This window comes from Xenorhabdus indica (assembly GCF_014467235.1).
GTDB lineage: Bacteria > Pseudomonadota > Gammaproteobacteria > Enterobacterales > Enterobacteriaceae > Xenorhabdus > Xenorhabdus indica.
Window position 1 is genome coordinate 143,336 of record NZ_NKHP01000007.1, and the last position, 12,819, is coordinate 156,154.

Consider the following 12,819-nt stretch of genomic DNA (forward strand, 5'->3'; position numbering starts at 1 on the left):
ATCCGCGTGATCACGCGGATTTTTCTTTTATAAGCCCGCCTATTCTTAATATTCCAAGACGAAATTTTGAAACCCCACATTAAGAAATTTTATTAATGGTTGAAGTGGCATTCAGGTTAACTATATTACAGTAATATTGCATCAAGCAGACCAAATCTACCGACATCACACTGATAAATTGATATTTTCAACTATTCCTCAAACCATAATCACTAAACAAAGCATGAAGATTAATTACATATGACTGCTATGAATAAGTTATTTAGGCAAGAAGCCTTAGATAACCAAAAATCCAAATGGACAGGAAAAGCACTATTGATAGCAAAAATTCCGGCATGGGTTATTTGTATTGCTTCATTAACTTTTTTAACTGTTTTATTTATATTTATTACTTTTGGAAGTTATACAAGAAGAATTAGTGTTTATGGTGAAGTTATCACTAATCCTCATCCAATAAATATTTTATCTTCTCAACAAGGATTTATTGCAAAAACATTCGTCAAAGTAGGTGACATAGTAAAAAAAGGCCAGAAAATTTATCAGGTAGATTTCAGCCAAATTACAGAGTCTGGCAAAATCAGTACTAATACAAAAAACTCCCTCAAGAATCAATTAATACAAGTCAATAATATTATTCAAAACCTGCAATATAATAAACGTATCACTTTAGAAAGCCTCGAAGAACAAAAAAAACAGTATGAATTATCCCATGAGAAGGACAGAATTGTCGTTGAAAATGCACGTCAGGGTATTGAATTTGCAAAAGAAAATATGAAAAATTACAAGAGCTATCAGAAACGAGGTCTGATCACGAAAGATCAATTTAATAATTATGGGTATTCTTATTACCAGCAGCAAAACACATACCAAAATCTCTATAGTCAATATATCAGCGATTCATTAAAGATCACAAGCCTGAATAGTGATATCATGCTCAAGCAAGCGGATTTCGATAAACAAATTTCACAATACAAAATTCAACGAGACGATCTACAGCGGCAACTAGCCGAAATGGCTGCCAGTGGCTCCCTATTCATCACCTCCCCTATTGATGGACGTATTGAATCACTTGGATTTACTGTGGGGCAAATGGTCATTACAAATGACAATTTAGCACAGGTGATCCAAAATGGTATAAAACCAATTTATTATTTAATCCTATGGGTTCCTAATAACAGTTTACCCTACATTACAAAAGGTGATGCAATTAATATACGTTATGATGCCTTCCCATTTGAAAAATTCGGCCAATTTTCAGGACACATCAATAACATTTCATATGTCCCGGCATCCTCTCAAGAAATGTCTCATTATAAAAGTTCACCGATAAATAAGATCGGAGAAAAAGCCGAATCTTATTATAAGGTGTTAGTAAGTCTGGATAAGAATCAGTTTAGTTATAACGGAAAAAATTTATATTTATCTAATGGCATGAAAGCCCAATCTACTTTCTTCCTTGAAAAAAGACCTCTTTATCAATGGATGTTCTCACCATTCTATGATATGAAAAAAACATTAACAGGCCCTAGCAATGAATAAAGCATCTTTTGACGTCATTACCGAAAAATTGAATTTAGGATTCAGAAGAAGAATCCCCAAGATTTTACAAACTGAAGCAGCCGAATGTGGATTAGCAAGTTTAGCAATGGTATTTCATTATCATGGGTTACAAATCGATTTATCCAGTTTACGTAGTCAGTTTGGAATTTCTACGCGAGGGGCGACACTCCCTGCCTTAATTAGCATAGCTACTACGCTCAAATTTAAAACCAGAGCTGTATCGTTAGATCTTGATGAGCTTCATGCATTAAAAACCCCCTGTGTTTTACATTGGGATATGAATCATTTTGTTGTCTTAGTCAGTGTAAAAAAAAATAAGATTACTATCCATGATCCAGCGTTTGGGCAACGTATAATGAGTACTCAGGAGTTTTCCAAACACTTTACGGGTATTGCATTGGAATTATGGCCGGGTAATGATTTTACCCCTGTAAAAAAGCAAAATAGATTACGTATTATCTCCTTATTAAATAATATTCAAGGAATTAAATCTGCACTGGGGAAAATTTTCTTCTTATCTGTTGTCATAGAAGCTATTAATATACTGCTCCCAGTGGGGACACAATTGGTCATGGATCATGTTATCATTGCTCAAGATCATAGCCTTTTAACTATTATTTGCTGTGGTTTGCTCTTCTTTATCTTATTTAGAGTCAGTGTGTCAACGTTACGTAGCTGGGTATCCATTACTATGGAAGCATTCGTTGATGTACAATGGAAATCAGGTGTATTTGACCATTTAATGAAATTACCTTTAGCTTACTTTGAAAAACGTAAGCTAGGTGATATTCAGTCACGCTTCGGTTCACTAAATATTATTCGCACAACCTTTACCCAAAATATTGTTAATGGAATTATTGACACTATTATGCTGATCAGCGTCTTTGTTATGATGCTGCTTTATGGTAACTGGCTGGTTTGGATTGTATCAGGGTTCACTATCATTTATATAATAGTCAGATTTCTGACATATCAATATTATAGACAGCTTTCTGAAGAACAGATAGTTAAAGAGGCCAGAGCAAACTCCCATTTTATGGAAACGTTATACAGTATTAATACATTAAAGGCGTTGGGATTATGTGAAACTCGTGCAAAATCCTGGTTAAACCTGAATATTGATACCCTGAACTCAAATACTAAACTCAGTAAGATAAGTTCAATTTTTAATATCATTAATGTTTTTATTACTACTTGTGAACAAATTATTATTCTGTGGTTAGGTGCATCATTAGTGATAGACAACCAAATGACACTTGGGATGTTTGTTGCTTTTAACGCATATCGGGGACAATTTGCTGACAGAGCAAGTAATTTGATCGACATGGCAATTAAATTGCGCATGTTAAATTTACATAATGAGAGAATTGCCGATATCGTCCTCTCTGAACCAGAAAGAGAAGCCCCTGCGCGGGAAATCGGCGTTTCAGGACAACCTGTTGATTTAACAGTTCATGATTTACATTATCAATATGATAGCTTATCAAAACCGGTGATATCCGGCTTTAATCTTAATGTCAAAGCGGGAGAAAGTGTGGCCATTGTTGGCCCATCTGGGGCTGGAAAAACAACACTCATGAAATTAATGAGTGGGTTATTAGAACCAGATAAAGGTACTATTTTAATGAACGGGCTTGATATTAATGTCATTGGTCTAAATAACTACCGGAAGTGTATTGCCTGTGTGTTGCAAGATGATAAATTACTTTCCGGCTCTATCGCTGAAAACATATCCGGTTTTGAACCTTCACCCGATATCTACCTTATACAAGAATGTGCTAAACGGTGCAGCATTCATGATGATATTTTATTGATGCCAATGGGGTATGAAACACTTATTGGTGAATTAGGTAATGGATTATCTGGTGGACAAATACAAAGGTTATTGATAGCCAGAGCGCTATATCGTCGTCCAAGTATTTTATTTATGGATGAAGCAACCAGCCATCTGGATTTAACTAATGAAGCGTATATCAACGAATCAATCTCTGCATTGAATATTACCAGAATTATTATTGCTCATAGACCATCAACAATTAAGTTTGCTGATCGTGTTATCTCTATATCATAGATCTCATTCATTTTTCAATTGATTTTCTTCTATACCTTAAAATATATAGTAAATATTTTTAGAAAAATCATTAGCCATTCTAATAGAGTGGCTAATGATTTATAACATACATAAAATTTAAAATTGATGCTTATAACTTATATGAATTAATTATCACATACGGGTTTGAGATAAGGGGGGATAATTGGCCATTCACGATCAAAGAAGTGTAGAATATCATCAATTATTCCATTTTTATATTCGATAGTTTCTTTTAATAGATCGCCTTTATTTATAACAGAGCCAGCACCTGAGACTTGCCCTAATTCAATAGTTGTTAATTCTTTCATATATCGCCTCATTATTTCATAATTGATTACGATTGATATTAACTTCTTAGTACATTAATTAAAAAATCACATGAACTTAATATTATTCTATTTTATGAGTATGTACTCTGAAATTTGGAAGTTATTCATCATTGATACAATCAAGTATATCACAGCCAAGATTTCCCAAAGCATCTACCTCACCTTTAATAAATCCGCCTAAGTCTTTCGAAATATAGCCTTCATTGGAAAGGAAATCAACGGTATCATCAATTGTTTTACCAAAGGCGTGAATGCCGGCTTTTACTGCTTTACGCCAGTTAAAAGTACCACCTGCAACCTGCTCCAATTCAATAATTGTTAACTCTTTCATATATCACCTCATTACTTATTAGTATCATCATTTAACTAAATTAGAACCATAATGCATAAATAGATAATAGTTTGAATTATGGCTCCAGAAAAATTAAAATAATTATAAATTGAGAGAAAGAAATTCAAAAATGATCCTAAAAATCATTGCATAAAACCTTTCTGTGATTCAGATCAAATTTATATTTTTCTGGAGCCAGCTTTCTCCGCTGTTCTGATATCACCATAAATTATTTGTTCTTAACTTTTATTAAACAACCAACCATTTATCACATACTATTTTTGGAGTATTGACTATTTTTTCTATCAGAAACTATTTTCATCGTCAATAGATAAAATAAACTGATAAGAAATTAAAAATACTTATTTATTTGGTTACTTTCAATTTATCAATCATGACATACTATAATCCAAGAATTAATATAAATCACATTAGCCTGAAAATAGCCTTGTTATTATTTTTCCACAAAAAATTATCAATAATTTTTAACAATACCCATACAATACGAATGAATCTCATTCTTATTTTTAGCTGTTCTATACAGATAAAGAGAGATATAAAGGAGGCAAGAATCCAGGACCCCAGGGGGGTACACATACCGTTCAGCGGTATCCAACTACTTGCACCCAACAATGATATGATTATGCTATTCACTCTACATTAATTAGCGATTCTGGAGAGGCAAACAAACTATGCAGAGTTCTCTTGACAGGCTGAATCACAATGAAAATGAAACAGAAAAGACGACTCCTCACGATAATTATTCGGGCACACAAGAATGGCAAGAACTATTCGACCAATTTACCACCAATATCGGTGAAAAAGCGTTGTCTGAACTGGAAGAGAAGATTGCAGATGATCCTGTAGGTTATTGTTGCCGTGAGCTAAACAAACCAGTGTATGAATTAGCAGAACTGGAGAAGAAGTTTTCTTCGGTATTCATACCAGAAATTCCCGTCGATACCGAAAAATATATCCATAATTTGAATGAAGATGTTCTTAACCAAGTGATGCCTGTGTCATCCCCTACTTTTGTTGGTCATATGACATCAGCCCTTCCCAGATATTTACCTGCCCTTGGCAAGATATTAACTGCCCTGAATCAAAATTTAGTCAAACTGGAAACATCACATGTTCTGACCGTACTGGAACGCCAGGTATTGGGTATGATGCACAAATTGGTATACGGTTGTGATGAAAGTTTTTATAAACAATGGCTGCACAGTGGTGATTATGCTCTGGCAGCCTTCTGTTCTGGCGGAACACTGGCTAATCTGACAGCCATGTGGGCATGTCGAAACCAGCTCATGCCAGCCGACGAAAATTTTACCGGTCTTAAACGTGAAGGACTGGCCAGAGGTTTACTCCATTACGGTTACAATGGAGTGGCGATTTTAGTATCAGAACTCGGCCACTATTCGCTGAAAAAAACTGTTGATGTGCTCGGCCTTGGACAAGATGCACTAATCAGTGTTGATGCCGACAAAAACGGACGGATCTGCATTGATTCCCTCTACTCACATCTGAAAAATCTGCGTCAGCGCAATATCAAGCCCATGGCAATTGTCGGAATAGCGGGAACAACCGAAACCGGCTCGATCGATCCGCTGGACGTACTGGCAGATATCGCTGAGCGCGAGCAATGTCATTTCCATGTCGATGCTGCCTGGGGAGGCGCGAGCTTGTTGTCAAAACGCTATCGACATTTATTCAAAGGCATTGAGCGCGCTGATACTGTGACAATTGACGCTCATAAACAAATGTACGTCCCTATGGGAACAGGTATGGTACTGTTCCGCCAGCCTACTCTAACTGATTCTATTGCCCAACATGCTAATTATATTGTACGTAAGGGTTCAAAAGATTTAGGCCGCCACACGTTGGAAGGTTCACGCAGTGCGATGTCGCTTATGTTGCACAGTAACCTGCATCTGCTTGGCCGGCAGGGTTTCGCCCAATTAATAGATCGTAGTATCGAGAAAGCACAGCAATTTGCAGACATTATCCGCCAGCAGGAAGATTTTGAGTTAATCAGCGAACCACAACTTTGTCTGCTTACTTACCGATATATACCACCAATGGCATTGACGGCACTATGCAACGCTCCTGAATCTGTGCGGGAAAAACTACACGATACACTGAATGTACTGAACCAAAATATCCAATCTATGCAGTGGACTACCGGAAAGTTCTTTGTCTCACGTACCAGTCTCAGGCCGGTGCAATGGGAGCGACAACCAACAACTGTTTTACGTGTTGTACTGGCAAATCCATTGACAACTTTAGAAATACTTGAGTGTATGTTGGAAGATCAACGCAAACTGGCACAGCAAAGTCCGTTATGGCAAACCTTACAGAACTTAATCAATTGAGATAACTTAATATCTGCTTCATTTTTCAAGTTACAATTCGAACTCTATTGGGCATATACCCAATAGAGATTCTGGGATAGTATGTATAAAAAAACAGATCGGAACAGTCATTTCAAAATTAAATATATCCACCGCCTAAATAATACAAGATATTATTTAACCGCTTCAGCTATTAGATAAATAATATTTAAAACCAAATTTTTTAATTCAAATAAATATTTATAATGCCAGATCATTTTTTCACTCTTTGCTGTACAAGAAGTGAGAAAGTGCAACTAACAAAGCAAGAGCAAATCTCCGAATTCACAGATAACTCTATGCTTATAAATACATGTTTATAGCTACAGTGACCGTGCTGAGTGTTCGTAACCAACAAAGAGGCAACTTAGAAGATGGAGGGAACATACACTATGTTAATGAAATGATATAGAATTGCATAAAAGTACATCTACGTTACTATCTGATTACTTAGAGAAATTATTTATGCTCTTTTATTCCACTATTACAAATAAACTCTATCAATTAATGAAAAAAAATAATATGCATCAATTAATGTCATATCTATTACACCCCATTACACCTTAACTGTGACTTTTATCACGATTTAAATTCATTCACATTTATGTTTATAAATCTTCCTTGAAATTTCACCAGAAAAAAATAACCATGTTGAGTCTCATTGACCAGTATATATTTTTTATATTACTCATAATCTCCTATAATGGTTTATTTTTATGACACTAATAGCTTATCTCTATCGTCAATCCTGGATATTGCTGTTTTTATCAACAATATTTGCATTAATCAGCGGGTTTGCCGGTGCATCAGTAGTAGGCATGATTAGCCAGGGAATTACAGGTGCAGCTAATCTCTCAACATTTATCTGGAACTTTTTTGGTATCTGTATTCTTTTTTTTATTACTAAAACTTTATCAGAAATATTGTTATCACATTTAACTCAGGCAACGATTTATTCCCTGCGACTGAGTCTGAGTAATAAAATATTACGGGCGCCTTTTAAAAAGCTGAATAATATCGGGAAACATGGCCTCTTAGCTGTTCTGACCAAAGATGTCGATGTGTTTATACACTCTTTTATGTTAGCGCCAACCGTCTTTGGCAATATCACACTTATTATCGCTTGTTTCGGCTACTTAGCCTGGATTTCCTGGCAACTCTTTATTATTCTGACCATTGTCTGTCTGCTCACAATGTATATCTTCTATTTTTTGGAAAAGCGCCCTATACGTCTGATGGAAGAAATGCGTGAGCAGGTAGATAAGATCTACCTCAGCTTCCAACAGCTAATTGATGGTAGCAAGGAGTTAAAACTCAATAGCCAGAAAGGCAATGCTTTTATTGATAGAGTCATTTCTCCCGGCGCAAAAAAATTCAAAGAGATCTGCATTAAAGCAAATAATAACTATGCCTGGGTACTGAATGCCGGTTCGGTGGTCTTTTATATTGTCATCGGCTTGATGATTTTTGTTGTACCTATCTGGTTACCTCAAGAACCTTCTAATTTGATGACAGTCACTCTGATTGTTCTATTCTTATCCGGCCCAATCAGCGAAGTGATCGGCGCAATTCCAGAATTAAGACAAGCCGAAATCTCACTACAAAAAATGAAACGACTGGATAGCCAGTTAGAAGAATCTCTGTATATACAACAAGCTAATACACCAAATCCATTTGCAAATGAACAACCACTATCGCTTGAATTGAAAGATGTTGTTCACCACTACACGACCGATAAAGAAGATCGGGAGTTTAATCTAGGGCCGATGAGTCTGACGATTTCCCAAGGCGAAATCATTTTTATTGTCGGTGGAAACGGAAGCGGAAAGACAACACTTGCCATGCTGTTAGTCGGTTTGTTCGAGCAAGAATACGGCTCTATCTGGCTTAATGGTGTAAAAATGGATCAGACAAATAATGAACACTATCGCCAATATTTTTCAGCCGTTTTCTCTAATTATCATTTATTCGATCAATTGTTAAATACCGGGGCAAATGTTACCGAAAAAGCAACCCATTATATTGAATCTTTCAACATGAGCCATAAAGTTAAAATCGTTGACGGACAATTCTCGACAACTGAACTTTCAGCCGGTCAGAGAAAACGCTTAGCCTTAGTATCTGCTTATCTGGAAGATCGTCCTATTTATCTATTTGATGAATGGGCAGCGGATCAAGACCCTGTATTTAAAAGAATATTCTATACAGAATTACTGCCTGAACTAAAAGCTCGTGGTAAGACCGTTATTGTTATTAGCCATGATGATGCATATTTTGATATTGCAGAACGTGTAATTAAGTTGGAAGATGGACACATTAAAGAAATAAACACCAATAGCCATTATTCTGGCTGAAAATGATCTAGATCAAAGACAACCTACTTATTATAAATATATCCTCGCCCATTTTAAGAGCCTCGTTAAACAGGCTCTTTTTTTATAGAATATATATTATCATTTAGATTATTATGTAATATAAAATATTCATGATAATAACACTTATTACCTATAATAAAATTAGATATAAAAGAAAGGGAATATCACTATGTAAAGTTTTTTCATTTAATATATAATCTAACACCTTAAATACCATAATAAAGACAAAGTACAGTTTATATACAAAATGAGATTAACTTATAACTTTCCTGTGAAATGCCATTCATATCACCGTAATGGTTTTTTTTATTGCGTTGTACTTCCACCGCATTAATTTTCTGCTGGAAAATAAATTTATTGAACTTTATTTAACCAATATTTTTGGCCTTAAATTCTGTTCTTATTTTTTTGTTTTATCAGTTCTCAAATTTTTATTTTTCCATATACCCATAAAAGGGGAGCTATAAAATGAATTATCCTGAGACATTGAATTCATTTGCTTTATCAGAAGCACAAAGCAGCCGTTGGTTTCAATATCAAATTAATCCGGCCCAGAGGGGACAGAGTAATAATGCATTTTGTGCCAGAGTTAAAGGTTTAACTGCTGAGAAATTAGAAAACGCGCTCAATCATCTGATAAAACGCCACCCTATGTTACGGGCTAGTTTTGGTCAATATGACGGTAAGTTAGGATATCAAATAGCAGAAAATGCTGTGATTAAGATCACAAGACATGATGCCAGGGATCTGAGTGAGGAAACGCTGCAACAAGTTGTCCGTAATGATTGCTGGTACGTTTTCGATTTGGAGAATCCACCACGTGTTTATGCCAGTTGGTATCAATGTCATGATCAGGAAAACATCATGGTATTAACCTTTGACCACATGGTTGTCGATGGCTGGTCTTATTGGATATTACTGGAGGAACTGGGTAATCTCTTATCTGAACAAGAATTGCCTCCGGCATCAAAACTCAGTTACCAAGACTATGTTATCTGGCAACAACAATGGCTGGACAGTAACAATGCAAAAAAACAACAACAATTCTGGTGCGATAATCTGAGCAGTTATTTAACAGAATTACAATTACCTGCCAGCAATAAATCAAAAATTAATAAATCCCCTTCCGCAATAAATAGGATCACGATTCCCCGTAAGCTCCCCGAAACGCTGGCTACAAAACTGCATACGTTAGCAACGAAATATGGTAATAGCCTGTTTGCTATTTTTCTGGCAGCCTATCAAATTCTGTTACATCGCTATACTGGTCAGGATGATATTCTTGTCGGCTCTATAATGCCGGGCCGCAGCCGGGCTACCTGGGGTAAATTAGTCGGTGAATTTGTCAACCCGGTTGCCTTACGTGCTCAAATCAATGGCGGGATAACTGTACAGGAACATATCTTACAGGCTGCTAAAATCATTCGTCAGGCTATTGAGAATCAAAAATATCCTTTCCCCAAAATCCTGGAACAAATTAAGTTACAACGTAACACTGATACTCATCTTGTTTTCCAGACAACCATAACTTTCCAACAACCCAGATATGTCAGTAACCTGCCATCATTATGGATGGATCAGAGTGGCAGTAATACGGTGCATTGGGGAGGAGCAGAACTGCGATCTTTCACATATCCTTATTATGGCGATATGCCTGTTCCATTGATGGTTAATATAATAAAAGTCGATCAACAGATTAATTGCGGTTTTCATTATGATACTAAATTGTTCGATGCTGAGTTAATCACTCAACTTATGGACAATTATTTCACCTTACTGGCAGCAATAGCCGATGATGATCAACAGACTATCGACAGCTTACCGTTGATGGATGAATCAGAACGCCAACACATTCTCTATAATTTTAATGCCACTGACGTCTCCTACCCGCAAAATGTTCGGCTTCACCAACTATTCGAACAACAAGTCGATTATGCGCCGGCAGCAATTGCATTGGTTTGTGATAACCAGCAATTGACTTACGAGGAATTGAATCGTCAGGCCAATAAACTTGCACACGCTTTCGTTACGGCCGGTATTCAGGCAGATAATCGTATCGGTCTCTGCATGGAACGTAGCCCGGATATGGTCATCGCGTTGCTAGGAATATTAAAAGCGGGTGCAGCTTATGTTCCTCTCGATCCAGAATATCCGGCAGATCGTCTCAGGCATATTCTGACCGACAGTGAACCAGTACTGGTCCTGAGCCATCATGGGTTACAAAGCCACTTACCAGACACTAATGTTCCTTTGTGGATATGGGAAAGCGAAGAATGTCAGGCAACTCTCGCTGAGCAGCGGGAAGATAATCTCCCTATCATCGACTTGGGGCTGACATCACGTAATTTGGCCTATGTCCTGTATACCTCAGGGTCAACAGGTTTACCTAAAGGAGTAATGAATGAGCATCGGGGTGTCGTCAATCGCTTGCTCTGGGCTAAAGATGAATATCAATTGAACCCTAACGATCTCGTATTGCAGAAAACCCCATTCAGTTTCGATGTTTCAGTATGGGAATTTTTCCTGCCTTTGCTTTCCGGTGCTCAATTAGTTATGGCACGTCCCGGAGGTCACAAAGATCCCCTTTATTTGCTGGAAGAGATTGAATCCAGAGGTATCACAACCATCCATTTTGTTCCCTCTATGCTGCAAAGTTTCATTCATCTCACTCCAGCAGGACGTTGCCCTTCTTTACGTCAGATTTTGTGTAGTGGAGAAGCCTTACCGTATTCCCTGCAACAACAGTGCTTATCTCACTTCCCTCATAGTGAACTGCATAATTTATATGGCCCGACCGAAGCCGCAATTGACGTAACATCCTGGCGTTGCGGATCAGAAAAATATGTCGATTTAGTACCAATTGGTCATCCTATCGCTAATACACAAATCTATATTCTGGATAAACTTAGCCGGCTTGTTCCTATTGGAGTAACCGGGGAGATCCATATTGGTGGCATTGGTGTTGCCCGCGGTTACTTAAATCGTCCTGAACTCACGGCAGAACGTTTTGTTCATGATCCATTCAGCAATCGCCCGGATGCACGGATGTATAAAACAGGAGATTTGGGGCGTTGGCTACCCGATGGCAGCATTGATTATCTGGGCCGTAATGATTTTCAGGTCAAGATACGAGGAAATCGCATTGAGTTGGAAGAAATCGAAACTCATCTGGCCCAATGTACTGGTGTTCAGCAAGTTGTGGTTGTTGCACATGCATATGACTCAGCAGATACAAGGCTGGTCGCCTACATCATCCCCCAATCAGGTACGACACTGAATATTCCCGAACTGCGGGAACAATTGGGCAATAACCTGCCTGATTACATGATCCCTGGCGCATTCGTCATGTTGGATACTTTCCCACTGACATTAAGTGGCAAATTGGATCGCCGCGCTCTCCCCATTCCCGATCACTCGTCTGTGATCACAAAAGAATATGCAGCACCACAAGGTGAAATTGAAGAGCAACTGGCTGATATCTGGCAAACGGTATTGAAGATAGATCGTATCGGACGTTATGACAATTTCTTTGAGCTCGGTGGTCACTCGCTCTTGGTTTTGCAACTTCAATCCAGAATTAATGAAATCTTTGACGTTGATATCTCTATCCAGCAATTGTTTGCACATCCTTCTATCTGTCAGCTTGAAGAGTGCATTATCAACGCTCAATTACTGCAATTTGACGCAGATTCCCTACAAAATATTTATCAATCAATGGAATAAATCTGGCTCTCAAATGGTA

General features: G+C 37.3%; 7 protein-coding genes. 5 read left to right on the forward strand and 2 right to left on the reverse strand.

What is annotated here, in order from left to right:
• Positions 1-240: 240 nt before the first annotated feature.
• Both Xind_RS07795 and Xind_RS07800 read left to right on the forward strand, forming a co-directional pair.
• The gene (locus tag Xind_RS07795; RefSeq protein WP_246432485.1) at positions 241-1,539 is read left to right on the forward strand and encodes an HlyD family secretion protein; all 1,299 of its coding nucleotides are present in this window, start codon (positions 241-243) and stop codon (positions 1,537-1,539) included.
• On the forward strand, positions 1,532-3,631 hold the full coding sequence (locus Xind_RS07800; RefSeq protein ID WP_187649786.1) for a peptidase domain-containing ABC transporter: 2,100 nt from the start codon (positions 1,532-1,534) through the stop codon (positions 3,629-3,631). The genes Xind_RS07795 and Xind_RS07800 overlap by 8 nt, the downstream gene beginning before the upstream one ends.
• 146 nt (positions 3,632-3,777) lie before the next feature.
• Here Xind_RS07800 and Xind_RS07805 read toward each other — a convergent pair whose 3' ends face one another.
• Together Xind_RS07805 and Xind_RS07810 are read right to left on the reverse strand one after the other, a co-directional pair.
• Complete coding sequence (locus Xind_RS07805; RefSeq protein WP_047681366.1) at positions 3,778-3,960, reverse strand: hypothetical protein; 183 nt, start codon at positions 3,958-3,960, stop codon at positions 3,778-3,780.
• Positions 3,961-4,081: 121 nt separating this feature from the next.
• Positions 4,082-4,312, reverse strand: a complete 231-nt coding sequence (locus Xind_RS07810) for a hypothetical protein (RefSeq protein WP_047681369.1) — start codon at positions 4,310-4,312, stop codon at positions 4,082-4,084.
• Positions 4,313-5,004: 692 nt separating this feature from the next.
• On the opposite strand from Xind_RS07810, the gene panP reads away from it, so the two are divergent.
• The 3 genes from panP to Xind_RS07825 all read left to right on the forward strand — a co-directional run bounded on the left by panP (position 5,005) and on the right by Xind_RS07825 (position 12,800).
• The gene (panP, locus tag Xind_RS07815; RefSeq protein WP_047681372.1) at positions 5,005-6,684 is read left to right on the forward strand and encodes a pyridoxal-dependent aspartate 1-decarboxylase PanP; all 1,680 of its coding nucleotides are present in this window, start codon (positions 5,005-5,007) and stop codon (positions 6,682-6,684) included.
• 734 nt (positions 6,685-7,418) lie between these two features.
• Positions 7,419-9,056: a cyclic peptide export ABC transporter gene (locus Xind_RS07820; RefSeq protein ID WP_187649787.1), complete on the forward strand. Its 1,638-nt coding sequence runs from the start codon at positions 7,419-7,421 to the stop codon at positions 9,054-9,056.
• Between the two features lie 489 nt (positions 9,057-9,545).
• Positions 9,546-12,800 carry a non-ribosomal peptide synthetase gene (locus tag Xind_RS07825; RefSeq protein ID WP_047681378.1) on the forward strand — a complete coding sequence of 1,085 codons (3,255 nt, stop codon included), beginning with the start codon at positions 9,546-9,548 and terminating at the stop codon, positions 12,798-12,800.
• Positions 12,801-12,819 lie beyond the last annotated feature (19 nt).

Excerpts from the sequence above, each read along its gene's own strand:
- Xind_RS07795 (WP_246432485.1), top strand. The coding sequence starts at position 241 with ATGACTGCTATGAATAAGTTATTTAGGCAAGAAGCCTTAGATAACCAA.
- Xind_RS07800 (WP_187649786.1), top strand. The coding sequence starts at position 1,532 with ATGAATAAAGCATCTTTTGACGTCATTACCGAAAAATTGAATTTAGGA.
- Xind_RS07805 (WP_047681366.1), bottom strand. The coding sequence starts at position 3,960 with ATGAAAGAATTAACAACTATTGAATTAGGGCAAGTCTCAGGTGCTGGC.
- Xind_RS07810 (WP_047681369.1), bottom strand. The coding sequence starts at position 4,312 with ATGAAAGAGTTAACAATTATTGAATTGGAGCAGGTTGCAGGTGGTACT.
- panP (WP_047681372.1), top strand. The coding sequence starts at position 5,005 with ATGCAGAGTTCTCTTGACAGGCTGAATCACAATGAAAATGAAACAGAA.
- Xind_RS07820 (WP_187649787.1), top strand. The coding sequence starts at position 7,419 with ATGACACTAATAGCTTATCTCTATCGTCAATCCTGGATATTGCTGTTT.
- Xind_RS07825 (WP_047681378.1), top strand. The coding sequence starts at position 9,546 with ATGAATTATCCTGAGACATTGAATTCATTTGCTTTATCAGAAGCACAA.